General features: G+C 73.0%; 25 protein-coding genes and 2 tRNA genes. 17 read left to right on the forward strand and 10 right to left on the reverse strand.

The window, feature by feature from the left end:
- From ACE3Q8_RS00220 to tsaD, 4 genes are read right to left on the reverse strand one after another with little or no spacing between them, the layout of a single operon-like run.
- Complete coding sequence (locus ACE3Q8_RS00220; RefSeq protein WP_374467796.1) at positions 1 to 366, reverse strand: Rieske (2Fe-2S) protein; 366 nt, start codon at positions 364 to 366, stop codon at positions 1 to 3.
- Positions 350 to 637 carry a YciI family protein gene (locus tag ACE3Q8_RS00225; RefSeq protein ID WP_374467798.1) on the reverse strand — a complete coding sequence of 96 codons (288 nt, stop codon included), beginning with the start codon at positions 635 to 637 and terminating at the stop codon, positions 350 to 352. The genes ACE3Q8_RS00220 and ACE3Q8_RS00225 overlap by 17 nt, the downstream gene beginning before the upstream one ends.
- Entirely contained in the window at positions 637 to 1626 is a 990-nt protein-coding gene (locus ACE3Q8_RS00230) for an NAD(P)H-dependent glycerol-3-phosphate dehydrogenase (protein ID WP_374467800.1), read from the reverse strand. The genes ACE3Q8_RS00225 and ACE3Q8_RS00230 overlap by 1 nt, the downstream gene beginning before the upstream one ends.
- Positions 1623 to 2711 (reverse strand): tRNA (adenosine(37)-N6)-threonylcarbamoyltransferase complex transferase subunit TsaD, encoded by a 1089-nt coding sequence (tsaD, locus tag ACE3Q8_RS00235; RefSeq protein WP_374467802.1) that lies wholly within the window; start codon positions 2709 to 2711, stop codon positions 1623 to 1625. The genes ACE3Q8_RS00230 and tsaD overlap by 4 nt, the downstream gene beginning before the upstream one ends.
- Before the next feature lie 72 nt (positions 2712 to 2783).
- On the opposite strand from tsaD, the gene hemC reads away from it, so the two are divergent.
- The 10 genes from hemC (at position 2784) to minE (ending at position 10008) form a co-directional block, all read left to right on the forward strand.
- Positions 2784 to 3746, forward strand: coding sequence for a hydroxymethylbilane synthase (gene hemC, locus ACE3Q8_RS00240; protein WP_374467804.1), 963 nt, complete (start codon positions 2784 to 2786; stop codon positions 3744 to 3746).
- A 104-nt stretch (positions 3747 to 3850) separates the two neighbouring features.
- Positions 3851 to 4555: a uroporphyrinogen-III synthase gene (locus ACE3Q8_RS00245; RefSeq protein ID WP_374467806.1), complete on the forward strand. Its 705-nt coding sequence runs from the start codon at positions 3851 to 3853 to the stop codon at positions 4553 to 4555.
- The gene (locus ACE3Q8_RS00250; RefSeq protein WP_374467808.1) at positions 4552 to 5406 is read left to right on the forward strand and encodes a COG4223 family protein; all 855 of its coding nucleotides are present in this window, start codon (positions 4552 to 4554) and stop codon (positions 5404 to 5406) included. The genes ACE3Q8_RS00245 and ACE3Q8_RS00250 overlap by 4 nt, the downstream gene beginning before the upstream one ends.
- On the forward strand, positions 5403 to 6929 hold the full coding sequence (locus ACE3Q8_RS00255; protein WP_374467810.1) for a heme biosynthesis protein HemY: 1527 nt from the start codon (positions 5403 to 5405) through the stop codon (positions 6927 to 6929). Before ACE3Q8_RS00250 ends, ACE3Q8_RS00255 begins: the two co-directional genes overlap by 4 nt.
- A gap of 38 nt (positions 6930 to 6967) precedes the next feature.
- Positions 6968 to 7043: transfer RNA gene (locus ACE3Q8_RS00260), tRNA-Thr, on the forward strand.
- A 128-nt stretch (positions 7044 to 7171) separates the two neighbouring features.
- Positions 7172 to 7885 (forward strand): division plane positioning ATPase MipZ, encoded by a 714-nt coding sequence (locus ACE3Q8_RS00265; RefSeq protein WP_374467812.1) that lies wholly within the window; start codon positions 7172 to 7174, stop codon positions 7883 to 7885.
- 105 nt (positions 7886 to 7990) lie between these two features.
- Positions 7991 to 8194: a hypothetical protein gene (locus tag ACE3Q8_RS00270; RefSeq protein ID WP_374467813.1), complete on the forward strand. Its 204-nt coding sequence runs from the start codon at positions 7991 to 7993 to the stop codon at positions 8192 to 8194.
- On the forward strand, positions 8191 to 8889 hold the full coding sequence (gene minC / locus ACE3Q8_RS00275; RefSeq protein WP_374467815.1) for a septum site-determining protein MinC: 699 nt from the start codon (positions 8191 to 8193) through the stop codon (positions 8887 to 8889). Before ACE3Q8_RS00270 ends, minC begins: the two co-directional genes overlap by 4 nt.
- 40 nt (positions 8890 to 8929) lie before the next feature.
- On the forward strand, positions 8930 to 9751 hold the full coding sequence (minD, locus tag ACE3Q8_RS00280; RefSeq protein WP_374467817.1) for a septum site-determining protein MinD: 822 nt from the start codon (positions 8930 to 8932) through the stop codon (positions 9749 to 9751).
- Positions 9748 to 10008 carry a cell division topological specificity factor MinE gene (gene minE / locus ACE3Q8_RS00285; RefSeq protein ID WP_374467819.1) on the forward strand — a complete coding sequence of 87 codons (261 nt, stop codon included), beginning with the start codon at positions 9748 to 9750 and terminating at the stop codon, positions 10006 to 10008. The genes minD and minE overlap by 4 nt, the downstream gene beginning before the upstream one ends.
- 23 nt (positions 10009 to 10031) lie before the next feature.
- Here the strand turns inward: minE and ACE3Q8_RS00290 are convergent, their stop codons facing one another.
- The 5 genes from ACE3Q8_RS00290 to ACE3Q8_RS00310 all read right to left on the reverse strand — a co-directional run bounded on the left by ACE3Q8_RS00290 (position 10032) and on the right by ACE3Q8_RS00310 (position 12736).
- Positions 10032 to 10778 carry an NAD-dependent deacetylase gene (locus ACE3Q8_RS00290; protein ID WP_374467821.1) on the reverse strand — a complete coding sequence of 249 codons (747 nt, stop codon included), beginning with the start codon at positions 10776 to 10778 and terminating at the stop codon, positions 10032 to 10034.
- Between the two features lie 47 nt (positions 10779 to 10825).
- Positions 10826 to 11557: a BON domain-containing protein gene (locus tag ACE3Q8_RS00295; protein WP_374467823.1), complete on the reverse strand. Its 732-nt coding sequence runs from the start codon at positions 11555 to 11557 to the stop codon at positions 10826 to 10828.
- Between the two features lie 224 nt (positions 11558 to 11781).
- Positions 11782 to 12066 carry a hypothetical protein gene (locus tag ACE3Q8_RS00300; protein ID WP_374467825.1) on the reverse strand — a complete coding sequence of 95 codons (285 nt, stop codon included), beginning with the start codon at positions 12064 to 12066 and terminating at the stop codon, positions 11782 to 11784.
- Between the two features lie 67 nt (positions 12067 to 12133).
- Positions 12134 to 12415, reverse strand: coding sequence for a DUF167 family protein (locus tag ACE3Q8_RS00305; protein WP_374467826.1), 282 nt, complete (start codon positions 12413 to 12415; stop codon positions 12134 to 12136).
- A 3-nt stretch (positions 12416 to 12418) separates the two neighbouring features.
- Positions 12419 to 12736, reverse strand: a complete 318-nt coding sequence (locus tag ACE3Q8_RS00310; protein ID WP_374467828.1) for a YggT family protein — start codon at positions 12734 to 12736, stop codon at positions 12419 to 12421.
- Between the two features lie 123 nt (positions 12737 to 12859).
- Between ACE3Q8_RS00310 and ACE3Q8_RS00315 the strand changes: the two genes are divergently transcribed.
- Positions 12860 to 12935, forward strand: a tRNA-Ala gene (locus tag ACE3Q8_RS00315).
- 172 nt (positions 12936 to 13107) lie between these two features.
- Here the strand turns inward: ACE3Q8_RS00315 and ACE3Q8_RS00320 are convergent.
- Positions 13108 to 13317: a hypothetical protein gene (locus tag ACE3Q8_RS00320; protein WP_374467830.1), complete on the reverse strand. Its 210-nt coding sequence runs from the start codon at positions 13315 to 13317 to the stop codon at positions 13108 to 13110.
- A 249-nt stretch (positions 13318 to 13566) separates the two neighbouring features.
- On the opposite strand from ACE3Q8_RS00320, the gene ACE3Q8_RS00325 reads away from it, so the two are divergent.
- The 6 genes from ACE3Q8_RS00325 to gspF all read left to right on the forward strand — a co-directional run bounded on the left by ACE3Q8_RS00325 (position 13567) and on the right by gspF (position 23408).
- Positions 13567 to 15045: a hypothetical protein gene (locus tag ACE3Q8_RS00325; RefSeq protein ID WP_374467832.1), complete on the forward strand. Its 1479-nt coding sequence runs from the start codon at positions 13567 to 13569 to the stop codon at positions 15043 to 15045.
- A 68-nt stretch (positions 15046 to 15113) separates the two neighbouring features.
- Positions 15114 to 17729: a TonB-dependent receptor domain-containing protein gene (locus ACE3Q8_RS00330; RefSeq protein ID WP_374467834.1), complete on the forward strand. Its 2616-nt coding sequence runs from the start codon at positions 15114 to 15116 to the stop codon at positions 17727 to 17729.
- 109 nt (positions 17730 to 17838) lie between these two features.
- Positions 17839 to 18663: a type II secretion system protein N gene (locus ACE3Q8_RS00335; RefSeq protein WP_374467836.1), complete on the forward strand. Its 825-nt coding sequence runs from the start codon at positions 17839 to 17841 to the stop codon at positions 18661 to 18663.
- The gene (gspD, locus tag ACE3Q8_RS00340; RefSeq protein ID WP_374467838.1) at positions 18660 to 20732 is read left to right on the forward strand and encodes a type II secretion system secretin GspD; all 2073 of its coding nucleotides are present in this window, start codon (positions 18660 to 18662) and stop codon (positions 20730 to 20732) included. Before ACE3Q8_RS00335 ends, gspD begins: the two co-directional genes overlap by 4 nt.
- Complete coding sequence (gspE, locus tag ACE3Q8_RS00345) at positions 20729 to 22204, forward strand: type II secretion system ATPase GspE (RefSeq protein WP_374467840.1); 1476 nt, start codon at positions 20729 to 20731, stop codon at positions 22202 to 22204. The genes gspD and gspE overlap by 4 nt, the downstream gene beginning before the upstream one ends.
- The gene (gspF, locus tag ACE3Q8_RS00350; RefSeq protein WP_374467842.1) at positions 22191 to 23408 is read left to right on the forward strand and encodes a type II secretion system inner membrane protein GspF; all 1218 of its coding nucleotides are present in this window, start codon (positions 22191 to 22193) and stop codon (positions 23406 to 23408) included. The genes gspE and gspF overlap by 14 nt, the downstream gene beginning before the upstream one ends.
- Positions 23409 to 23416: the final 8 nt, after the last annotated feature.

Consider the following 23416-nt stretch of genomic DNA (forward strand, 5'->3'; position numbering starts at 1 on the left):
TCAGGCGGTGAACACGTCTCCGTCGCGCAGCGCCACGGGCCAGGGCGCGAGGCGCTCGCCGAGGCAGGGTCCGGTGACGCAGACGCCGTCCAGGTTGAACAGCGCGCCGTGGCCGGCGCACAGGATGTGCTCGCCCGATCGTGTGAGGTAGCGGTCGTCCAGGGGCGCGAGCGGCCAACCCGCGTGCGGGCAGGAGTCCACCCAGCCCGCCACGGCGTCGCCGCGGCGCAGCACGAAGCCGGCGAACAGCTTGCTCTCCGCCCGGAACCGGAAGCTCTTGCCGCCGGGATCGGCGATGTCTCCCAGCGCGCACAGCCGGACCCCGGCCGGCGGCCGGGCGGGATTGCCGCTAGAGGGGCTGGCCAAGGGTCGAACGGAACCGCTTGATCTCGACCCGCTCGAAGAGCCCGGCCTTGGTGTAGGGGTCGTCGGCGTTGAAGGCGCGCACGTCGGCCTCGGTTTCGGCTTCCAGGAAGAACAGGGACCCCGCCATGCGGTCCTGCTCGTCCAGCATCGGGCCGGCCATCCGGATGCGCTCGTGCTTGTCCCGGGCCCAGGCGAGATGAGCCTCGCGGGTCGCCATGCGCAGGTCGAGCGCGTCGGGCTTGTCGAAACAGGCCAGCATGTAGAGGGGCATCAGTGTTCCTCGCGGAGCGGTCGGGAGAGCAGGCCGCGGATGGCGGCGTCGACGCCGGTCTCCCCGGCCAGGATGGCGGCCACGGCCTCGCAGATCGGCACGTCGACGCCGAGCTTCGCGGCGAGCTGGCGCACCGCCGGCGCGGACGCCACGCCCTCGGCCACCGACAGCTTGCCGGACAGCGCCTCCTCCAGCGTCTGCCCCTGGCCGAGCGCCAGGCCGACGCTCATGTTGCGCGACTGTGGGCTGGAGCAGGTGAGCACCAGGTCGCCCAGGCCGCAGAGGCCGGCCACGGTCTCGGCCTTGCCGCCCAGCGCCACGGCCAGCCGCGTCAGCTCGGCGAACCCCCGGGTGATCAGCGCCGCATGCGCCGAGCGGCCGAGGCCGCGGCCCTCGACGATGCCGGTCGCGATGGCCAGCACGTTCTTCACCGCGCCGCCGGCCTCCGCGCCCACCATGTCGGTGGCGAAGTAGGGCCGGAACTCGGGCGTGGCGATGGTCTCGGAGAGGTCGCGGGCGCAGGTCTCGTCCGGGCAGGCCAGGGTGACGGCGGTCGGCAGGCCGCGCGCCACCTCGCCGGCGAAGGAGGGACCGGAGAGGACGGCGGGCTTCGCCTGCGGCAGGGTCTCGGCCAACACCTCGGTCATCAGCTTCAGCGAGCCCTGCTCGACGCCCTTGGAGCAGAGGATCACCTGCAGGCCGTCGCGGACGTGGGGCGCGAAGGCGGCCAGCGAGGCGCGCATGTGCTGGGCCGGCGGCACCGCGAGCACCAGGTCGCAGGCGGCCAGGTCGGAGAGGTCGCCCGTCGCCCGGATCGCCGGGTCGAGCGCCACGCCCGGTAGGAACAGCCGGTTCTCGTGGGCGGCGTTGACCGCCTCCACCACCTCCGGCTCGCGGGCCCAGAGCACGGGCTCGAGGCCGGCGCGGGCGCAGACCTGGGCGAGCGCGGTGCCCCAGGCGCCGCCGCCGATGACGCCGGCCCGGGTCATGCCTTGGCGCCCTTGCGGCCGGGCACGTGGGTCGGGTTGGCCGCCGCGGCCGCCTGGTCCAGCGGCCAGCGTGGCCGGGCGGCGGCGTCCAGCGGGTCGGAGAGGCCGAGCGCGAGTCGCTCGGCGCCGGCGAGCGCGATCATGGCGGCGTTGTCCGTGCAGTAGGCGAGCGGCGGGGCGGCGAAGCTGAAGCCGCGGGCGGCGGCGACGGCCTCGAGCTGGGCCCGGACCGTCCGGTTCGCGGCGACGCCGCCCGCCACCACGAAGCGCAGGTCGCGGCCGCCGCGGGCGACAGCGAAGGCCTGCATGGCCCGGTCGCTGCGCTCGGCCAGTTGGCGGGCAATGGCGGTCTGGACGGCGGCGGCGAGATCGCGGCGGTCCGCCTCCTCCGTGAGGCCGGCGGCGAGCCGCGCGGCGGCGGTCTTCAGGCCCGAGAAGGAGAAGTCGCAGTCCTTTCGGCCGAGCAGCATGCGCGGCAGGACGAAGCGCTCCGGGTCGCCGCCCTGCGCCAGCTTCTCGAGCGCCGGGCCGCCCGGGTAGGGCAGGCCGAGCGTCTTGGCGATCTTGTCGAAGGCTTCGCCGGCCGCGTCGTCGATCGTGGAGCCGAGCCGGCGGCAGGCGCCGACCCCGTCCACCGCCAGGAGCTGGCAGTGGCCGCCGGAGACCAGCAGCAGCAGGAAGGGATAGGGCAGGTGCGCGCCCAGCCGGGCCGACACCGCATGGCCCTCCAGGTGGTTCACAGCCACCAGCGGCAGGCCGCGGGCGAGGGCGACCGCCTTGCCGAACGAGAGGCCGACCATCACCCCGCCCACCAGCCCCGGGCCGGCCGTGGCCGCCACCCCGGTCAGGTCGTCGTAGCCCAGACCGGCCTCGGCCAGCGCGCGATCGGCGATGGCGTCGATGGTCTCCACGTGCGAGCGGGCGGCGATCTCCGGCACCACGCCGCCATAGGGCGCGTGCTCGGCGATCTGGCTGCCCACGACGGAGGACAGCACCTCGACCTCGTCGCCGACGAGGCGGACCACGGCCGCGGCGGTCTCGTCACAGCTCGTCTCGAGGCCCAGGACAGTGTGCGTGGGGGTCATCCGGTTGCCGGGTGCGGCCCGCTCCTGTAGCAGGCACGTCTCTCTTTCGGCCTTGCAGGTAGACCGCCCACCGTGCCCACGCAACCGCCCGTCCGGATCGGCGCCCGCGGCTCCAAGCTTTCGCTCGCCCAGGCCGGGATGATGCAGCGGCAGATCGCGGCCGCCCTGGGCGCCGATCCGTCCAATCCCGCCGAGGTGGAGACCGTCGCGCCGCTGATCGTCATCACCACCACGGGCGACCGGGTTCAGGACCGTCGGCTGCTGGAAATCGGCGGCAAGGGCCTGTTCACCAAGGAGATCGAGGAGGCGATGCTGGACGGGCGCATCGACTGCGCCGTCCACTCCATGAAGGACATGCCGGCCGAGCTGCCGTCCGGCCTGTGCATCGCCGCCGTGCCCGAGCGCGAGGACGTGCGCGACGCCTTCCTCTCCCGCGGCCCCGAGCGACTGGAGGACCTGACGCAGGGCGCGCACCTCGGCACCGCCAGCCTCCGCCGTCAGGCCCAGATGCTGCACCGGCGCCCCGACCTGCAGGTCTCTATGCTGCGCGGCAACGTCGACACCCGCATCGCGAAGCTCGAGGCGGGCGAGGCGGACGCGATCCTCCTGGCCTACGCCGGCCTTCGTCGCCTCGGCCTCGGTCATGTGCCCAAGAGCCTGATCGACCCGATGGAATGTCCGCCGGCCCCCGGCCAGGGCGCGCTCGCCATCGAGACCCGCGAGCGCGACCGCGACCTGCCGTGGGTCCAGGCGCTGCGCCATGCGCCCACCGAGATCACCGTGACCGCCGAGCGCGGCGCCCTGGCGGCGCTGGAAGCCTCGTGCAAGACGGCGGTCGGCGCCCACGCCTGGTTCGAGGGCGGCGCCCTGAAGCTGATCGTCGAGGCGCTGACGCCGGACGGCGTCCTGCGGTTCCGCCACGCCGGCGAGACCGAACTGTCGCAGCTCGCCGACCCCGTCGCCTCCGCCCGCGACCTGGGCTGGTCGCTCGGCATGGCGGTGAAGGAAGAGGCCGGGGACCGCATCGTCCTCTGAGGCTGCCGGCCAGGACGCCGCGGGCCGTTGATCGTGCGCCCGGCTGGGGCCACCCTGGGCGTCCAGTCGTCAAAGCTTAAGCTTGGCCGTTATAAGGACTGCGGATGCCCGGCCGCCGTCAGAGAATCTGGATCACCCGCGCGCAGCCCGGCGCCGACGCCACGGCCGAACGGGTCCGCGCCATGGGCCACGAGGCGCTGGTGGCGCCGCTGCTGGCGGTCAAGACCCTCGACGACGTGGAGATCGACCTGGCCGGCGTCGCCGCCCTGGCCTTCACCAGCGCCAACGGCGTGCGCGCCTTCGCCGACAAGAGCGGCGACCGCTCGCTGAAGGTGTTCGCGGTGGGCGCCGCCACCGCCGCCGCCGCCCGCGCGGCGGGCTTCCGCTCGGTGCTCTCTGCGGACGGCGACGTGGACGCCCTGGCCGAGGGGATCGCCGCCCGTCGCGGCGAGCTGAAGGGCGCGGTGCTGCACCCCGGCGCCGCCGAGCCGGCCGGCGATCTGGCCGGCACGCTGGAGAAGCATGGCGTCGAGGCGCGACGCCTCGTGCTCTACGAGACCGGCCCCGTCTCGCTTTCCGACGGCCAGGTGGAGACCCTGATCCGCGCCGACGCGGCGCTGGTGCATTCCCCGCGCGCCGCCCAGGTGCTGGCCAAGGTGCTGAAGGCCCACCCCGCGCCCGAACTCCGCGCGCTGGGCCTCTCCAAAGCGGTGATCAAGCCGCTGGCCCGCACGCCGCTCGCCGCCAAGGCCTATCCGCCGTTTCCGTTGGAGGCGGCGCTGCTCAACCTGATCGACCGCGCCCCATGACCCCGCCGCCCGAGCCCACCGACCTCTCCGCGCCTAAGGACCCCGCCGCCTACCGGGGCCAGCCCGGCGGCGGCTGGGCGGTGGCGGCGCTCTGCGTGCTCTGCGTCCTGGCCGGCGCAGGCCTCGGCCTCTTCCTGCCCCGCCTGCTGGCGGCGCGCCCGCAGCCGCCGCTCCCGCCGGTTGGGGAGGTGCCCCTGGCGGCCACGCCGGCCGTGTCCGCAACGCCGCGTCCAGAGGCGGTGGTGGTCGCCCCCGCGGCCTCATCGGCCGAGATCGAGCGGCTCGCCGCCCGGGTCGCCGCCCTGGAGGCCCAGGAACGCTCCGCCGGCCAGGCCGCCGCCGCCACCTTGGCCGCCGCCGCGCTGGTGGAGGCGACCCAGGCCGCCCGGCCGTTCCCCGAGGAGCTCGCCGCCCTGCGCGCCGCCACGCCGGGACTGCCGGAGCTCGCCGGCCTGGCGCGCCTCGCCGAGACCGGCGCCCCCACACGCGCCGCGCTCGCCGCCAGCTTCCCCGACTACGCCGCCCGCGCCGCCGCCGCCGCCCGTGCGCCGGGCGAGGGCGCGGGCGTCGGCGAGCGCATCGGCTATGCGCTCACCCGGATCGTCACCGTGCGCCGCGTGGGCGAGGCGACGGGCGACGGCGTCGACGCCCGGCTGGCCCGCGCCGAGCGGCTGGCCGAGGACGGCGACCTCGACGGCGCGCTCCGCGCCCTCGACGCCCTGCCGCCAGCCGCTCGGGAAGCGCTGGCCCCCTGGCGGGTGCGCGCCGAGCGCCGCGCCGAGATCGACCGCCAGGCCGCCGCCCTCCGGGCTCGGGCGCTCCGCGCCCTGTCGCCGGAGCCCGCCGCGTGATCCGCGCCGGCCTTGTCATCCTGCTGGTCCTGGCGCTGGCGGTGGCGGTGCTGGCTCTCACCGGCGATCCCGGCCGCGCCAGCGTCGTCTGGCTGGGCTGGCGGGCGGATATGACGGCCGCCGCGGCCGTGCTGATCACCGGCCTGGGCGCCCTGCTGGCGACCGTGCTCTGGCGCACCCTCATCTGGATCCTGGAGTCGCCGGCGCGGGCGGAGCGCGCGCTGGCCCAGTCCCGCCGCCGCCAGGCTGACGAGGTGCTGACGCGGGGCTTCCTGGCGGTCGCCGCCGGCGACGGCTCGGAGGCGCGCAGGCTGGCCGGCAAGGCCGCCGATCTCGCGACCGAGACGCCGGGGCTCACCCGGATCCTCGCCGCCCAGGCCGCCGAGGCGGCTGGCGACGCCGCGGCCGCGCACGCCGCCTACACCGCCATGCTCGGCTTTCCCGAGATGCGGCTGGCCGGTCACCGGGGCCTGATGCAGCTCGCCCTGGCCCAGGGGGATCGCCCGGCCGCGCTTCGCCACGCCGAGGCGGCGTTCGGGCAGACCGGCGCTGCGCGGTGGGCCTGGCGTGCGCTCCTCGAAGCGCGGCTGGAGGCCGGCGACTGGGACGCCGCCCTCGAGCTCGTGAAACAGGCGCTGGAGCGCAAGGTCGTGAGCCCGCGGGTGGCGGAGCGCGCGCGGGCGGCGCTGCTCGCCGCCACCGCCGCCCAGCTCGAGCACGCCCCCGAGCCCCGCGCCCGCGCCCAGGCGCTGGACAGCGCCGTCGAGGCCGCCCGCCTGCAACCCGGCTTCGCGCCCGGGGTCGTCATGGCCGCGCGCCTGCTCGCCCAGGCCGGCAAGCTGCAGCGCGCGGCCGCCACCCTGGAGGCCGCCTGGAAGGCCGCGCCGCATCCGGCCCTGTTCCTGGCCTACCGCGACCTGCGCACCGACGAGACGCCGACGGCCCGAGCCACGCGGCTGATGGGCTTGGCGGCCGGCAACCCGGCCCATCGGGAGAGCCGCATCCTCTATGTGGAGCAGGCCCTGATCGCCGGCGAAGCCCCGGCCGCCGCCGAGGCCGCCCAGGCGCTCGAGGGCGAGCCGGTGACGGCGCGGATCGCCGGGCTGATGGCGCGGGTCGCCTACGCCGGCGGTCGCGCCGACGAGGCCCGTGTCTGGCTGGCCCGGGGCATGAGCGCGCCGCACGAGCCCGACTGGTCCGATCTCGACCCGGAAGGCCGCGCCTTCGCCTACCACGCCTCGGACTGGTCGCGCCTGGTGGCGACCTTCGCCGAGACGGGGGAGCTGATTCACCCGCGCCACGAACGCCGCGAGCGCAGCCTGAGCGAGCTGCCGGAACTGCCGCTGTCCTACGCCGACCCGGCCGCCTTCCTGGGCGAGGAGGTGCAGGAGCCGGTGCTCTATGCGGCCGACGAGGACCCGTTCGGCGAGGACGAGCCGCCGCCCGCGCCCACCGCGCCCGCGCCGCAACGCCGCGCGCCCTCGCGCCGGCGCTTGGCGAACGCGGGCAGGTCCGCTAAATAGGCGCCTCCCGGCGGCCAGGTCCCCTGTCCGCACCGTGGGCCGCCTTAGCTCAGCCGGTAGAGCGGCGCATTCGTAATGCGTAGGTCAGGTGTTCGAGTCACCTAGGCGGCACCACTTCTCCTGACGGTTTCGGAGCCCGGACACCGGCGCGGCACGGGCCGCGCGGGGCGGTCGTCGGCGTTGCGAGACACGAAAGCGCCCGAGTTCCACGGTCAGACAGGACGCTCGCAGGAGGGCGTCCCATGCCGAACGTCGTCTTCATCAGCCCCAAGGGCGGCGCCGGAAAGACGACCGCCGCCCTCACCCTGGCGCTCGGCCTGGCCGAGCGCGGCGGCCGGGTGGCGATGATCGATTCCGATCCCAACAAGCCGCTGGTCCGCTGGGCCTCGCTCCCGAACCGCAGCGACGCCATCAGCGTGCATCCCGCCCCCACCGTGCCGGACATCCGCGACGCGGCCCGGGAGGCCCAGCGCCGCAGGCCGGACTGGGTGATCCTCGACACGGAGGGGACGGAGCGCGGCGCGGCGGTTCTCGCGGCCCTGCGGTTCGACCTGGTGCTCACCCCGCTGGCCGGATCGCACCTCGACCTGGCCGAGGCGATCAAGGCGGCGGAGATCGTCCAGGCGTTCAGCCGCCGGTCGGCCCGTCCCATCCCCCACCGGGCGGTGCTGACCCGCGTGCCCGCCGCCATCCGGCCGAAGATGCTGAAGAGCGTGGTCACGAGCCTGCGCGAGGCCGGCATGCAGATCCTGCCGACGCCCCTCCTCGAGAAGGAAGCGTTCCGCGCGCTGTTCTCCATCGGCAGCGGCTTCGAGGCCCTGGAGATGAACGGCGTCTGGGGCGCGGCGGCCGCCCGGCAGAACGCCCAGGCCTATGTCCGGGACGTGGTGGAGATCGTCCAGGCGTCCGAGTCGGCCCGGTCGGGCCAGGCGATCGCCGAGGCGCGCACCTTCTGAGTCGCGCGCCAAGGCCAAGCTGCGCCACGGAATGGCCCCGTTTCGCCCGCTTCAGCGCCGCAGACTCACCGGCTGATCGAGGCTTCGCAACGGGTGGAGGCCGCCGTGACGACCGTGACCTATGTCTCCTTCGTGCCGCGTTCCAAGCGCGATCAGCTTCGCGCCGTGCTCTCCAGCGAGGACACCGGCGCGCTGCGCTGGACCGAACGTCGCCGGATGTTCGGCAGCGAGTTCCACTTCTCCGGGCCGTCGGCCCTGGTCCGCAAGACGCACGCCTTCATCACCGCCTGGCTGGCGTCCGGCCGATGAGGAGCGCCGCCCAGGCGCTCCCGCCGACGCCGGTCCGGTTCCTCAACCGCAGCTTCATGGCGCTGGTGATGACGCCCGCCTTCCCCATGCGCGACTGGTTCGACGCCCTGGACCGCGAGCTGGCGCGTGCGCCCGGCTTCTTCGAGAGCCGTCCCGTCGTCGTCGACCTCTCCGATGTGGTCGCGGAGGCCGGGCCGGGCGCCGCGGCCATCCTGCTGGAGGGCCTGGACGCTCGGCGCCTGCGCCTGGTCGGCGTCGAAGGCGTCGAGCCGGCGGTGCTGTTCGGCACGCCCTGGGCCCGCCTGGCGGTGGGGCTGGCCGGCCGCGACATCGCGCTGGAGCCGCCGCCTGCCGCCAGGGCGGACGAGCCCTCCCTGCTGGTGGACCGCCCGGTGCGCTCCGGCCAGTCGATCGTCTTCGAGGCAGGGGACGTCACCATCCTGGGCGCCGTGGCCTCGGGGGCGGAGGTGCTCGCCGGCGGCTCGATCCATGTCTACGGCGCCCTCCGCGGCCGCGCGATCGCCGGACTCAAGGCGGGGCCGGGCTGCCGGATCTTCTGCAGCCGGCTGGAAGCCGAGCTGGTGGGGATCGACCGGCTCTATCGGACGGCCGAGCACTGGGGCCCTGGGCTGCATGGCCGCGCGGCGCAGGTGCTGTGCGACCGGGGCGCGCTCCGGCTGAGCCCCCTGACTTGAATAGCGGAACCCGTCCGCGGGCGGGAATGGAGTGCGTCTGATGTCCAAGGTTGTCGTGGTCACGTCCGGTAAGGGCGGCGTCGGGAAGACGACGTCGTCGGCGGCGCTCGGCGCCGCCCTGGCCCAGGCCGGCCAGTCGGTGGTGGTGGTGGACTTCGACGTGGGCCTGAGGAACCTCGACCTCGTCATGGGCGCGGAGCGCCGGGTCATCTTCGACCTGGTCAACGTGGTGCAGGGCGACGCCAAGCTCCCGCAGGCGCTGATCCGGGACAAGCGGCTGGAGAACCTCTGGCTGTTGCCGGCCTCCCAGACGCGCGACAAGGACGCGCTCACCGACGCCGGCGTCGAGGCGGTGATCGGCGAGCTTCGCGGGCGGTTCGACTGGATCATCTGCGACAGTCCCGCCGGCATCGAGAAGGGGGCGACGCTCGCCATGCGCTTCGCCGACGTGGCGGTGGTGGTCGCCAACCCCGAGGTCTCCTCGGTCCGCGACTCCGACCGGATCATCGGCCTGCTCGATTCCAAGACCCGCCAGGCGGAGGAGGGGGGCCGGGTCGAGAAGCACCTCCTGCTGACCCGCTACGACTCCGCCCGCGCGGCGCGCGGCGAGATGCTGCGGGTGGACGACGTGCTCGAGATCCTGGCCATCCCGCTGCTCGGCATCGTGCAGGAGAGCGCCGACGTGCTCACCGCCTCGAACGTCGGCGCGCCGGTGACCCTCCACAATCCGGCCTCCCCGGTGGCCAGGGCCTATGCCGACGCCGCCCGCCGGCTGATGGGCGAGTCCATCCCGATCAGCACCCCCGCCGACCGCCGCAGCCTGTTCGATCGCCTGTTCGGCCGGAAGGCGGCGGCGGCATGAGCATCCTGAACTTCTTCACCCGCAACCGCTCCGCCCCTGTGGCGCGCGACCGGCTGCAGGTGCTGCTGGCGCACGAGCGGGCGTTCTCCGACCGCCGCGACCTGGCGGCGATTCTGCAGCGGGAGATCCTCGAGGTGATCGGCCGCCATGTGGACATCGAGACGGAGAAGGTGACGGTGCGCCTCGACCGCGGGCGTCAGGTCTCGACGCTCGAGATCGACATCGAGCTGCCCGACGCGGCCCTCGCACGGACCTGAGGCGGTGCGCGCCGCCTGGACGGCTAGTCGGGCGGCGCCGTCTCGGTGAGCACCGGGCCGATCTCGTCGTGCAGGACGAGGTCGGCGTAGGGGTCGAGCGGCGTGGGCTCGCGGTTGACGATGGCCAGCGCCGCGCCGTTCCGCTTGGCGAGCGCCGGAAAGCCGGCCGCCGGGTGCACCACGAGCGACGAGCCCAGCACCACGAAGAGGTCGCAGGCCAGCGTCTCGGCCTCGGCCCGCAGCATCGGCTCCTCGGGCATCGACTGGCCGAAGGAGATGGTGGCGGTCTTCACCAGCCCGCCGCAGCGGCGGCAGTAGGGGATCTCGCCGGCCTTCACGAACCCGGTCCGGAGCTCCTCCAGCTCGTGACGCTCGCCGCACTCCAGGCAGGTGGCGTAGGTGGCGTTGCCGTGCAGCTCGATGATCCGCTCCGGCGGCACGCCGCTGTCCTGGTGCAGGTTGTCCACGTTCTGGGTGATGATCGCGCTGACCTTGCCCCGCGCCACCAGGCGGGCGACCGCGTAGTGGCCGGCGTTCGGCTGCCGACCCGTCCAGCCGGCCTTGCCGCTGAACGCCCGCTCCCACGCCTCCCGGCGCTTGGCCGGGTCGGACACGAACTCCTGGAAGTAGATCGGCTTCATCCGGCTCCACACGCCACCGGGGGAGCGGAAGTCGGGGATGCCGGACTCGGTGGAAATGCCGGCGCCGGTGAACACCACGGCGCGACGGGACCGGGCGAGGAGTTCGGCGAGGTCTGCGCGGGAAGCCATGGACGCAATGTGATCGCCGCGCAGGCCCTGTGCCAGTCCCCGGGCGCTCAGTGGCGCTGCGGGTCGTCGCCGTCGCCCAGGGCGGCGTTGCGCTGGGTGGCGGTCACCGCGTGGTCCTGCCCCGCCGGGTGGTAGGGGTTCGGCGCCTCGCCCGCGTCGCCCGGCAGCTCGAGCTCGCCGCGGGGGCGGCCGTGCGCCTGCAGCTCGTTGCGGACCTCGCTCACCCCGCCGCAGCGGCGGGCGAGCCGTTCGGCCAGATGGATGTCGGAGGCGCCGGGCACCTCGCCTTTCAGGGTGACCACGCCGCCCTCCACCTGCACCTCGATCTCGCGCGCATCGAGGAGGGGGTCGTGCATCAACTCTTCGGAGACGGCTTCGCGGATCCGCTCGTCCGAGCGGTTCCAGCCGCGCGGGCCCCGGCCGGCGTGCGGGCCGGCCTGCTCGTCGGCGCGGCGATCCATCCAGCTGCGCGTGTCGGCGCCGGCGTAGCCCGCATCGGCGGCCATGTCCTCGCCGCGCGGGCCTCCCCCCCGCTGGTAGTCGGCGCCCGACAGGCCGCCGCCGTAGGCGTCGCCGCCGTAGCCCTCACGATAGTCGGAGGCCCCCAGGCTGCCGCCGTAGCCCTGGCCCCAGCTACCGTCGAAGCCCTGGTTCAGCCCGCCGCCGCCGAAGTCGCGGCCGTAGCCCTCGCCATAGCCCGGCTTGCGCAGGCCGCCGCCGAGCTGGCCGCCCTGGAAGCCCGCCTGTCCGCCGCGCGCGCCGCTGTCACGATCCGCCATGGGTCCGCTCCTGATCAAGTAAGCCTCGCAGGCCTAACCGGCCAGCCGGCCGGCCGTTCCGCGGGCGATCCGAGTTGGGGAAGGAAGGTGACCGGCCCGGCCATGGTCGGGGGATGCCAGGGGTGTGGGCCGGGCCGGTCAATGCCGTCTGACCGAATGAGCGATCCGACGACACGCCCTTAACTTCCTGTCAAAAGGCAAGTTCCAGCGTTGGCGGGATTTTTTCAGCCGAGGCGGTTTCCGCGGTCCGCCAGGCGCTCGCCGGTCTGGGCGTCGCCTCGTGGGTCCTTCGAGGCGTGGCCGTCCAGGCTGCCGTAGTTCTGGTCGGCGGAGTCGGCGGTGTCGGCGGCCGGGTCGCGGACGGCGCCGCCTTCCTCGGAGTTGTGCGCCGCCTCGGTATCCGAGGGCCGGTCCGGCTCGGGCGAGTCCGGCTGCGGGATGACGCGCGGCTCGCCGCCGGGGTTGGCCGGGTTCCCGGCGATGTTGGGCTGGCTCTGGTTCTCGGGCATGGCCGTCTCCTCTTGCCTGTTCGGCCAGAGGAAGCCCCGGGGCGCGGGACCTGTTCCCTTCTTGCGGTCAGCCGGGGGGATCGCCGAAGGCGCGGGCGAGGTCGGCCTGTTCCAGATCCTCCGCCTCCACCTGCTTGGTGCGCGAGGTCTCCCCGCGCACGATGTGCAACGAAGACCGCGGCCGGCCGAGCGCCTTGGCCAGCAGGGCGATCACAGCGGCGTTGGCGGCGCCTTCCGTGGCCGCGGCGGAGACCCGCACCCGCAGCACCGGCCGCCCGGCCTCGTCCGTCGCCCAGCCCTCCACCGCGTCGCGGCCGCCGCGCGGCGTCACCCGCACGGCGAAGCGCATCGACTAGTAGGCCAGCAGGCTGAGCAGGCCGTTGTGCGCCGCCGGCAGCAGGTAGCGCTGGATTCCGGTCAGCACGAGGATGGCGATGATCGGGCTGATGTCGACGCCGCCCAGCGTCGGGACGAACCGGCGGAACGGCCGCAGCACCGGATCGGTCACGGCGTCGAGGAAGCGGGTCACGTTGTAGACGAACGGATTGCGGACGTTGATCACGCTGAACGCCACCAGCCACGACAGGATCGCGTTGATGATGATCGCCCAGATCAGCAAGCTGATCAGGGCCCCCACGATGAAGAAGATGAAGTTGATGATGGCGCCCATCGTGTCCCGTGTCCCGCTGTGCCTCATCGGCTTCTAACCGGCTTTGCGCCGCAGGCAAGGCGCCGCACCGCACCGAGGGCGCTTGACAGGAGGCCGCGCGATAGGGCTATTCCGCGCCTTCCTGGGGCCGTAGCTCAGTTGGTAGAGCGCCTCGTTCGCAATGAGGAGGTCAGGGGTTCGACTCCCCTCGGCTCCACCAGGAACCTTCCCGACACCTGAGATCCGGCGTCAGCGACCTGTCACGGTTCGGTCGCGGCGGCGTCGCGCGCGTCTGCTAGCCAGGGCGTGGCCGGACGGGCTCGACGAGCTTTTGGTCTGTACCCCGCGCCTGGAGGATCGGACCCCCCGTCCGGTCCTCCCTTTTTCGGGCTTCAGGCCGCGGCGGGGAAGGAGACTCGGCCCACCGGGCGGCCGGAGAGATCGAAGACCTGCACCTCCGCGGGCTCCCCATCCGCAGCGTGACGGGCGGCGAGGTCCCGGGCGCGGCGCTCGGCCTGGGCGCCGGTGACGAAATAGAGAATATCCGTGCCGGTCTGCAGGGCCCAGGCCCCGTCCGTCCGGCGCACGATGATCTGCCGCATCCAACGCACTCCGCAGCGATGTGCGTCGCGCTCTACACAACCTGCGCGACAGCCTCGTGTCAGTCCGGACCCGCCGCGGTGAACGCGGCATGCGCCGAACAAGCGCTGCAACAAAGCTGTCACGCATCTGTCGGGTCGCTGTCATCGCCCGTCCCTAGAACCCGCCCAGGGCAGGCGGGCTGGCGCCTCGGCAGGGGTCGAGGCCGGATTCCCGCATGCGCCATCGACGAGCCAGGTGGGAGAACCTCGATGACCGGCGTCACCAAGCTGAAAACCCTTCTTCTCGCTTCGCTGAGTGCGGTGGCTCTGGCCTCCTGCGGCGGCGGCGCCGACAACGTGGCCTCCCCCGGCGAAGGCGCCTTCCCGCCGGGCGGCGGCGGCAACAACGGCGGCGGCACGACCAACCCGCCGCCCGGCCAGGCGGCGGCGGACTGCCCGACCGGCCTCGCCAACATCGGCACGGTGGCCAACGGCACCCTGCGCGCCTGCCAACTGCCGCAGACCATCACCGGCAACCTGGTGCTCGCGAACCGGGCCGGCACCGTCTACGCCATCAGCGGCCGCGTCGACGTCGGCCAGGACCGCGGCGCAGACCCGAACGCGCCGATCGCGGGCGCCCAGCAGGGCATCCTGACGATCGAGCCGGGCGTGCGCCTCTACGGCTCGGGCGGCCTCGACTACATCAACGTGCAGCGCGGCTCGCAGATCTTCGCCGAGGGCACGGCCACCAACCCGATCATCTTCACCAGCCGCTCGAACATCGAGGGCAACTCTGGCGCCGACCTGATCGGCCAGTGGGGCGGCATCGTCATCGCCGGCCGCGCGCCGATCGCCAGCTGCCCGGCCGGCACGACCCCGCCGAACATCAACTGCGTGGCCACCTTCGAGGGCGGCGTGTCGCTCTACGGCGGCAACAGCCCGACCGACAACTCCGGCCGCCTGCGCTACGTCCAGGTCCGCTACCCGGGCTTCGAGGTGCAGCCGAACCGTGAGCTGAACGGCATCAGCTTCCTCGGCGTGGGATCGGGCACGGTGGTCGACCACGTCCAGGTGCACAACAGCTCGGACGACGGCATGGAGTTCTTCGGCGGCACGGTCCAGCTCAAGAACATCGTCATCACCGGCGCCGACGACGACAGCATCGACACCGACGAGGGCTGGCGGGGCGGCATCCAGTTCCTGATCGCCCGCCAGCGCGCCAACGGCGGCGACCGGGTGTTCGAGATGAGCTCGGCCGGCGTCCAGGCGTCTCTGAACTCGCGCCCGACCATCGCCAACTTCACCGCCATCGGCTCGGGCCGCACCGGCGCGGGCGACCTGCAGGTGCTGAACACCGGCACCGGCGGCCGCTTCGTCAACGGCGTGTTCGTGTCGGCCAACACCGCCACCGCCTGTATCGACGTGGACACCGCCTCGACGGTCGCCGCCGCCCCGCGGTGGGATTCGGTGGTGCTCTCCTGCTCGGTCAACTTCCGCAACGACACGGACGTGACCGGGGCCGAGGCCCAGGCCCTGTTCGCGGCCGGGACCAACAACAACCCCAGCTTCACCAACACCCTGGCCGGCGGCTTCGTGAACGGCGCCAACGAGGCGGCGGTGACGCCGTTCAACGCCTCGACCCTGGGCTCGTTCTACGTGGCCACCAACTACGTCGGCGCCGTCCGCGACGCCAGCGACACCTGGTGGCAGGGCTGGACCTGCGGCCTGGCCAGCGGCTCGAGCTGCTGATCCCGCGGGGCGGGGCCGCCGAGGCCCCGCCCTCTCCGCGTCAGGGCACTCTTGAAGGCGATCTCCTCATGACCAAGCTTCACCGCCCGCTCGCCGGGCTGCTCCTCTGCACCACCGCGCTGATGGCGCCCGGGCTCGTCCATGCGCAGACTGCGGCGGCGCAGACCGGCGCGCCGCCGGCGGGGGCCGAGGTCGAGGAGATCGTCGTCCGCGGGAAGTACATTCCCGAAGTGATGCGCGAGACTTCCGAGGTCGCCTCGATCGTGACGCCTGAGGACCTGGTCCGCCAGGGCGACGACACCGCGGCCCAGGCGCTGACGAGGCTCGCCGGCCTGAGCGTGGTCAGCGGCCGGTTCGTCTACGTGCGCGGCCTTGGCGAGCGCTATTCGTCGGCCCTGCTGAACGGCTCCCCCCTGCCTAGCCCCGAGCCGCTGCAGCGCGTGGTGCCGCTGGACCTCTTCCCGTCCAACGTCCTGGCCGGGGTCAACGTCCAGAAGACCTATTCGCCGAACCTGCCGGGGGAGTTCGGCGGCGGCCTGATCGACCTGCGCACGATCGACATCCCCGAGGAGTCCTTCATCGCGCTCGGCGTCAGCGCGGGCATGAACGACGAGACCTCGCTGAAGCAGGGCTTCACCTACTACGGCGGGGACTCCGACTGGACCGGCGTGGACGACGGCACCCGCGAGCTGCCGCAGGCGGTGCGCCAGGCGATCGAGACCGGCAAGCGGATCGATTCCTCGAACTTCAGCCCGGAACAGCTCACCGTCATCGGCCGCAGCTTCCAGAACGCCAATATCAACCTGCTGCAGTCCACGAACGACGTGCCGTTCAACGGCAGCTTCGACATTTCGGGCGGAACGTCGTGGACCTTCGACTGGGGCAACCTCGGCTTCGTGGCCGTCGGCGGCTATGACTCGAGTTGGCAGACCCGCCGCGCGATCCAGCAGGAAGGCGTCGTCAGCCTGGAGGGTCTGGCGGTCCTCGAGGACCTGCAGTCGAACTCGACCCAGAACGACATCGTCATCAACGGCCTGACGAGCGTCGCTCTCGAGCTCGACAACCACACCTTCAAGTGGACGAACTTCTACGTCCGCAACGTCACCAAGGAGGCCCGTTCGGTCGAAGGCGAGAGCTCGCGCGCGTCCAACTACATCCGCGACGACTTCACCGCCTGGTACCAGCGCGAGCTGATCGACACCCAGCTCACCGGCCAGCACCGCTTTGGCGACCTGGAGATCGACTGGCGCGGCTCCTACGCCCGCACCGAGCGTGACGTGCCCTACGAGCGCCAGGTCCGCTACCGCCGGGTCGACGGGACCTATCTGCACAACCCGCAGGCCGACGCCAACTTCATCCGGTTCAGCGAACTGGAGGACAAGGCCTCGGGCTTCGGCGTCGACCTGCGCTACCGCCTCGAGAACCCGCTGATCGCCGACTTCACCGTCTCCGCGGGCTACGCCTGGTACGACAACGAGCGGTTCTCCGACAGCCGGGTGTTCCGCTTCACCATGAACTCCACGCCCTCCATCGCCTTCCAGATGCAGCGGGTGGACTTCCTCTACTCCGACTTCAATATCGGGCCCGACGGCCTGATCCTGCGCGAGGTGACGGGGTCGGAGGGCGCGGCGGCCTACGAGGCGTCGCTGACCACCCACGGCATCTACCTGCAGGGCGAGGGCGAGATCCTGCCAGCCGTCCGGGCCACCTTCGGCGCCCGCTACGAGTCGGCTGACCAGTCGGTGCAGGCCATCGACCTGTTCAACCCGAACGCCGACCTCGCCGGGCGCCAGCTCGAGAACGAGTACCTGCTGCCGGCGGCGACCATCACCTGGAACTTCGCCGAGAACCAGCAGCTACGCTTCGGCGCGTCGAAGACCATCGCCCGCCCGCAGTTCCGCGAGCAGGCGCCGCAGCTCTACCTCGACCCGGAATCGGACCGCACCTTCATCGGCAACCCGTTCCTGGTGGACTCCGAGCTGATCAACCTCGACGCCCGGTACGAACGCTACTTCGACCGCGGGCAGTTCGCCACGCTCGGCGTCTTCTACAAGGACATCGACCGGCCCATCGAGTCGGTGGTGAACGAGTCGGGCTCGGGCCTGCAGCAGAGCTTCCTGAACGCGCCCAAGGCGACGCTTTATGGCTTCGAGGCCGAGTTCAAGAAGTTCTTCGAGCCGGAGCTGAACCTCGGCTGGATCGACGGCGTCCGCTTCCTGGTGGCCGCCAACTACACCTACACCAAGGCCGAGGTGAAGGTGGGCTCGGGCGACGTGGTCTTCCCGATCACCAACAACGGCAACCCGGCCCCGGCCGAGAACTTCGTCATCGACGGCAGCCCGCTGCAGGGCCAGTCCGAGCACCTGGGCAACGTGCAGCTCGGCCTGGAAAGCGCCGACGGCGCCACCCAGGCGACCCTGCTCGCCAACTACGCCTCGGAGCGGATCACCGCCCGCGGCCAGGCGGGCGCGCCGGACTTCGTGCAGGACCCGGGCGTGCTGCTCGACTTCACCTTCCGCCAGCGGTTCGCCGTCTGGAACCAGGAGTTCACCTTCGGCTTCGAAGCCCGCAACCTGCTGGGCGAGGAGTTCGACGAGCACCAGGAGCGCGGCGGCGACGAGATCCGGCTGAACAACTATGAGATCGGCCGCAGCTTCTCGGTCAGCCTTTCCACGCGGTTCTGAGCCGGCGGACGGCGACTGTCACGGTAGCTTCATCCAAGCTTCACGGGAACGTCGGCGTCCTCCGCCAAGAGTCCCCCATCGCCGCCGCACAGGCGGAACGGGGGAAGGCTTGAAGCTCACGCTCGACAGTCTGCGCGCGGTCCGTCCGCGGACCGCGCTGATCGCGCTGGAAGCCGTGCTGGCGGTGGGCCTGGCCATTCAGGCCGGCCGGCTCGTCTGGCTCCTGGTGACCCCGCTCGGGCCCTTCGGCGAAGCGCCGCGGCCGCAGCCCGCGACCCGCGCGATCGCCGACCTCTCCATCCTCGCCAGTTTCGACCCCTTCTTCCGCGTGCAGGGCGCCGCCGCCGCGGGGCAGGCCACAGGCTCGAGCGACGCCGTGATCCTCTATGGCGTGCGCGCCGGCTCGGGCGGCCGCGGCTCGGCCATTCTGGCGGCCGGCGGCGGTCCGCAGCGGTCGTATGGGGTGGGCGAGGAGGTCTCGCCGGGCCTGGTGCTCGCCGTGGTCGGCGCCGACCACGTGATCCTCAGCCGGGGCGGAGCGCGGCAGCGCGTCGGCTTCCCGGTCCCGCAGCCGGGCGCCGCGGTCCTGCCGGCGGTCTCCACCCTTTCCGGCCCGAGCTTGGAGGGCCCGGCCGCGTCCCGCCCCGGGCCGGCCATCGACCCTCAGCGGCTGCTCGGCCAGACGACGCTGGTCCCCCGGATGCGGGACGGTCGGCCCTCCGGCTACACCGTCTTGCCGCGCGGCGGCTCCGACGTGCTGCGCCAGGCGGGCCTGCAGCAAGGCGACGTGCTGCTGGCGATCGACGGCGTCGCCCTCACGCCCGAACGGGTGAGCGAGCTGCCCCAGTCGCTCGCCGCTTCAACCGCCGCCGAGATCCGCTTCGAGCGGGGCGGCCAGACCCTGACCACGCGTATCCGGATGGCGCCGCAGTGAAGAAGCTCGTCACGATCCTCATGCTAGCGGCGGCCTCGCCCCTGAACCTGCCGGCGGCCGCCGTCGCCCAGGAGCAGGTGCTGAACCTGCAGGACGCCGACATCCGCGTCTTCATCCAGGACGTGGCCCGCGCCACCGGCCGCACCTTCATCATCGACCCGCGCGTGCAGGGCAAGGTGAGCGTCGCCAGCCAGGAGCCGCTGAGCCGCGCCGAGCTGTTCGACGTGCTGATGTCGACGCTCAGGGCCAACGGCCTAGTGGCCGTGCCCACCGGCTCCGGCGCCTACCGCATCGCCCCGGACGAAGGCGCCGCCCAGCAGCCGGCCACCCTGGGCGCCTCGGCGGGCTACGGCTTCGCCACCCAGGTGTTCCGTCTGCGCAACCTCGACGCCGCCTCGGCGGCGGAGACGCTGAAGCCGCTGATCGGCCGGCAGGGCGCGATCATCCCGTCCTCGCGCGGCAACATGATCGTGGTCGCCGACTACGCCGACAACCTGCGCCGTATTCGCAGCCTCCTGGCACAGATCGACGAAGACCGGGCGATGACCCAGACGGTCACCCTGCGCTCGTCTTCGGCCCGGGAGATCGCGGGCGTCCTCAACGACCTGCTGAAGCCGCCGGGCGCCGACCCCCAGGCCCGTAACGGCGTGGTCTCTATCGTGGTGGTGGAGAGCAGCAACTCGATCATCCTGCGCGGCGATGCCGAGGCGGTGCGGCCGCTGCTGGCCGTCGTCAACGACCTCGACCGCCGGGCGGAGACCGCCGGCGACGTGCGGGTGGTGACCCTGCAGCACGCCAACGCCGAGCAGCTCGTGCCCGTGCTGCAGCAGCTCGTAGGGCAGGCGGCCAGCCACGCGTCGCCCGAGGCCGCGCCTGCCGCGCCACCCCGCCCTGGGCGCCCGGCCGCGGCGGCCAGCTCGCCGACGCCGGCGGCCCTCGCGCCGGCCTCCGGCGGCGCCGCGCGCGCCAACATCGCGCGCTATCCCGGCACCAACGCCATCGTCATCGCCGCCGACCCCGACACGCAAAGGATGTTGGCCGAAGTCATCCGCCAGCTCGACGTGCGCCGCCAGCAGGTGCTGGTGGAGGCCATCGTGGTGGAGGTCTCGGACGACACCGCCAAACGCCTGGGCGCGCAGTTCGCGCTGGCCGGGGTGAACGGCTCGGCCGTGCCGTTCGCCTCCACCAGCTACTCCAACGCTGGGCCGAACCTACCCGCGATCATCGGAGCGGCGGCGGGCGAGAACAACCTGCCGAAGGACTCCCCGCTGCTGGCGCAGCTCAGGGCGGCGGCGGCCCAGTCCCTCCTGGGGACCAACGGCGCCCTGCTGGGCGGCGGCGGCCGCAGCGGCGACGTGCTGTTCGGCTTCGTGATCAACGCAGTGAAGTCGGATACCGCCTCGAACCTGCTCTCCACGCCCTCCATCCTGACCCTGGACAACCAGCCGGCCACCATCCTGGTGGGCCAGGAGGTGCCGGTGACCACCGGCGAGGTGCTGGGCGACAACAACGCCAATCCCTTCCGCACCACGGCGCGCCAGAACGTCGGCATCCAGCTCGAGGTGACGCCGCAGGTGAACGCGGGCGGGACCATCACGCTAAGCCTGCGCCAGGAGGTCTCCAGCATCGCCGGCGAGCTCACCGACAGCGTCGGCGACCTGGTGCTGAACAAGCGCGAACTCGAGACGACGGTGAACGTCGACGACGGCGAGATCGTCGTGCTCGGCGGCCTGCTCGACCAGGCCGACCGCCAGTCGGCCCAGCGGACCCCGATCCTCGGCGACGTGCCCGGCCTGGGCGCGCTGTTCCGCAGCACGAGCCGGCAGAAGAGCAAGACCAACCTGATGGTCTTCATCCGGCCGAAGATCGTCCGCACGGCCGAGGACGCGCGCTATGTCACCGCGCCCAAGTATGACTACATCGCGGGCCAGCAGGCGCTCCGGAACCCGGCGCGCCAGGCCGAGCTGGAGCGGCTGGTGCGAGAGTACCTGCAGGCCGAGCCGCCGCGCTACGCGCCGTCCGCGCCGCCGGCTGCGCCGGCTCCGGCGCCCGTCCCGGCGCGGCCATGACCCGCGCGCTCGCCTACGCCTTCGCCAAGAAGCACGGCGTCGTCCTGCTGGAGGACGGCGAGACGCCGCTCCTCGGCCTGCGCGAGGGGGCCGACCCGCTCGCGGTCCTGGAGGCGCGCCGGGCGCTCCGCGCGCCGATCCGGGTGACGCCGCTCGCCCGCGCCGAATTCGAGCGTCGGCTGTCGGAGGCCTACGCGGGGGAGGGGCTGGGAGCGCCGGCCGACGACCTGGACCTCCCAGCCGGCCTCGACAGCCTGGCCGACGAGCTGCCGGCTGCGGCCGACCTGCTGGACGCCCAGGACGACGCGCCGATCATCCGCCTGATCAACGGCGTCATCGCCGAAGCCGTCCGCCAGGGCGCGTCGGACGTGCACATCGAGCCCTTCGAGCAGGCGCTGGTGGTCCGGCTGCGCGTCGACGGCGTGCTGAAGGAGGTGCTGAGCCTCGCGCCGCGGATCGCGCCGCTGCTGGTCAGCCGGGTGAAGGTGATGGCCCGGCTGGATATCGCCGAAAAGCGTATCCCGCAGGACGGCCGCATCTCGCTCGCGCTCGGCGGCCGCAGCCTCGACGTACGTGTCTCGACCTTGCCAGCGCGGGCCGGCGAGCGCGTGGTGATGCGGATCCTCGACCAGGGCCAGGCGCAGCTCGGGCTGGCCGACCTCGGCATGTCGCCCCGGGCGCTGGAGGTGTTCCGCGGCGCGCTGTCCGAACCCAACGGCATCATCCTGGTCACGGGGCCGACGGGCTCGGGCAAGACCACCAGCCTCTATGCCGGCCTCTCGCTGCTGAACGACGCCACCCGCAACATCCTCACCATCGAGGATCCGGTGGAGTACGCAATCCAGGGGCTCGGCCAGACCCAGGTGAACGCCAAGGTCGGCATGACCTTCGCCGCCGGGCTGCGCGCGATCCTGCGCCAGGACCCGGACGTGGTGATGGTGGGCGAGATCCGGGACGTGGAGACGGCGCAGATCGCCGTCCAGGCCAGCCTCACCGGCCACCTGGTGCTCTCCACGGTGCACACCAACGACGCGGCCGGCGCCATCACGCGGCTTCGGGACATGGGTGTCGAGCCCTTCCTGCTGGCCTCCACCCTGCGGGCCATCGTCGCCCAGCGGCTGGTGCGGCGGCTGTGCCCGCACTGCCGCCGGCCCGAGCCGGCCGACGCTTCGGCCGCCCGCCTCGCCGGGATCGCTGAGGGGCAGACGATCTACCGCGCCGCCGGCTGTCCGCAGTGCGCCAACACCGGCTACGTCGGCCGGGTCGGCGTGTACGAGGCGCTGCGGGTGGACGACCGGATCCGCCGGCTGGTCGGCGAGGAGGCCGACGAGGACGCCATCGTCCAAGCCGCTTTCCCGAACGGCGGCACGCTGCAGGACGAGGCCCGCCGCTACGTGGCCGAGGGCGTCACCAGCCTGGAAGAGGCGCTGCGCGTGGCGCGGCAGGAGACCGGGGCCGATGTCGGCGTTTGAATACGTCGCCCTCGACGCCGGCGGCCGCACCCGCCAAGGCGTCGTCCAGGCGGCCAGCGAGCGCGCGGCGCGCGAGCAGTTGCAGGGCCGCCGCCTGGTTCCGGTGAAGGTGCAGCCGGCGGCGGAGCGCGCCGCGACCCCCTCTTGGCTCCGCCGGCTGGTCCCCGACCGGCTGGGCGCCAGGCAGCTCGCGCTTGTCACCCGCCAGCTCGCGACCCTGATCGCCGTCGCTCCGCTGGAAGAGGCGCTGCGCACGCTCGCCCTGCAGGCCGAGCGGCCGGCGGTGCGTCGGGTGCTGCTCGCGACGCATGCGGGCGTGCTGGAGGGCTACCGGCTCTCCGACGCCATGGGCCGCCAGGGCGACGCCTTCCCGCGGCTCTACCGGGCGATGGTCGCCGCGGGCGAGAGCTCCGGCGCCCTGCCGGAGATCCTGGAGCGTCTGGCCGACCTTCTGGAGCGCGACGAGCAGGCGCGCTCCAAGCTGCTGGTCGCGCTGGTCTATCCGGCCGCCCTGGCGGTCACAGCCCTGGGCGTCATCGCCGCCCTGATCACCTTCGTGGTCCCGCGGGTGGTCGAGCAGTTCGACAGCATGGGCCAGCGCCTGCCCTGGCTCACCCGCGCGATCATCTTCCTCTCGGATTTCAGCCGCGACTGGGGCTGGCTCCTGCTGCTGCTGCTCCTGGTGGCGGGCCTCGGCGCCGCCCAGGCGCTGCGCCGCCCGGAGCTTCGCCTGAGGTTCGACGCCGCCCTGCTGCGCGTCCCTTTCCTGGGCCGGCTGATCCGCGACCTGCACGCGGCCCGCCTGGCGCGGACGCTGTCCACCATGATTGCGGCGGGCGTCCCGGTGCTGGAGGGGCTGAGGCTCACCGTGCCCACGGTGCACAACCGCGCCCTGCGGGCGGCGGTCGAGGGGATGGCCGATACCGTGCGCGAGGGCGGCAGCCTGTCCGGCGCCATGCGGCGGGCCGGCGTCTTCCCGCCGATCCTGCTCTACATGGCCGCCAGCGGCGAGAACGCCGGGCGCGTCGACCTCATGCTGGGCCGCGCCGCCGAGTACCTCGAACGCGAGTTCAACGCCGTCGTCCAGGTGGCGCTCAGCCTGCTGGAGCCCGCCATCATCATCGTCATGGGCCTGATCGTGACGGTGATCGTCCTCTCGATCCTGCTGCCCATCCTGCAGATCAACACCCTGGCCTACCGCTGAGACCCGCC

Origin of the sequence: Phenylobacterium sp., from assembly GCF_041913825.1 — a bacterium.
Lineage (GTDB): Bacteria > Pseudomonadota > Alphaproteobacteria > Caulobacterales > Caulobacteraceae > Phenylobacterium.

Excerpts from the sequence above, each read along its gene's own strand:
- ACE3Q8_RS00305 (WP_374467826.1), bottom strand. The coding sequence starts at position 12,415 with ATGCGCTTCGCCGTGCGGGTGACGCCGCGCGGCGGCCGCGACGCGGTG.
- ACE3Q8_RS00300 (WP_374467825.1), bottom strand. The coding sequence starts at position 12,066 with ATGCCCGAGAACCAGAGCCAGCCCAACATCGCCGGGAACCCGGCCAAC.
- minC (WP_374467815.1), top strand. The coding sequence starts at position 8,191 with ATGAGGAGCGCCGCCCAGGCGCTCCCGCCGACGCCGGTCCGGTTCCTC.
- minE (WP_374467819.1), top strand. The coding sequence starts at position 9,748 with ATGAGCATCCTGAACTTCTTCACCCGCAACCGCTCCGCCCCTGTGGCG.
- ACE3Q8_RS00265 (WP_374467812.1), top strand. The coding sequence starts at position 7,172 with ATGCCGAACGTCGTCTTCATCAGCCCCAAGGGCGGCGCCGGAAAGACG.
- ACE3Q8_RS00245 (WP_374467806.1), top strand. The coding sequence starts at position 3,851 with ATGCCCGGCCGCCGTCAGAGAATCTGGATCACCCGCGCGCAGCCCGGC.
- gspE (WP_374467840.1), top strand. The coding sequence starts at position 20,729 with ATGACCCGCGCGCTCGCCTACGCCTTCGCCAAGAAGCACGGCGTCGTC.
- ACE3Q8_RS00330 (WP_374467834.1), top strand. The coding sequence starts at position 15,114 with ATGACCAAGCTTCACCGCCCGCTCGCCGGGCTGCTCCTCTGCACCACC.
- gspF (WP_374467842.1), top strand. The coding sequence starts at position 22,191 with ATGTCGGCGTTTGAATACGTCGCCCTCGACGCCGGCGGCCGCACCCGC.
- ACE3Q8_RS00295 (WP_374467823.1), bottom strand. The coding sequence starts at position 11,557 with ATGGCGGATCGTGACAGCGGCGCGCGCGGCGGACAGGCGGGCTTCCAG.
- tsaD (WP_374467802.1), bottom strand. The coding sequence starts at position 2,711 with ATGACCCCCACGCACACTGTCCTGGGCCTCGAGACGAGCTGTGACGAG.
- ACE3Q8_RS00290 (WP_374467821.1), bottom strand. The coding sequence starts at position 10,778 with ATGGCTTCCCGCGCAGACCTCGCCGAACTCCTCGCCCGGTCCCGTCGC.
- ACE3Q8_RS00250 (WP_374467808.1), top strand. The coding sequence starts at position 4,552 with ATGACCCCGCCGCCCGAGCCCACCGACCTCTCCGCGCCTAAGGACCCC.
- ACE3Q8_RS00325 (WP_374467832.1), top strand. The coding sequence starts at position 13,567 with ATGACCGGCGTCACCAAGCTGAAAACCCTTCTTCTCGCTTCGCTGAGT.
- minD (WP_374467817.1), top strand. The coding sequence starts at position 8,930 with ATGTCCAAGGTTGTCGTGGTCACGTCCGGTAAGGGCGGCGTCGGGAAG.
- ACE3Q8_RS00230 (WP_374467800.1), bottom strand. The coding sequence starts at position 1,626 with ATGACCCGGGCCGGCGTCATCGGCGGCGGCGCCTGGGGCACCGCGCTC.
- ACE3Q8_RS00320 (WP_374467830.1), bottom strand. The coding sequence starts at position 13,317 with ATGCGGCAGATCATCGTGCGCCGGACGGACGGGGCCTGGGCCCTGCAG.
- ACE3Q8_RS00225 (WP_374467798.1), bottom strand. The coding sequence starts at position 637 with ATGCCCCTCTACATGCTGGCCTGTTTCGACAAGCCCGACGCGCTCGAC.
- ACE3Q8_RS00310 (WP_374467828.1), bottom strand. The coding sequence starts at position 12,736 with ATGGGCGCCATCATCAACTTCATCTTCTTCATCGTGGGGGCCCTGATC.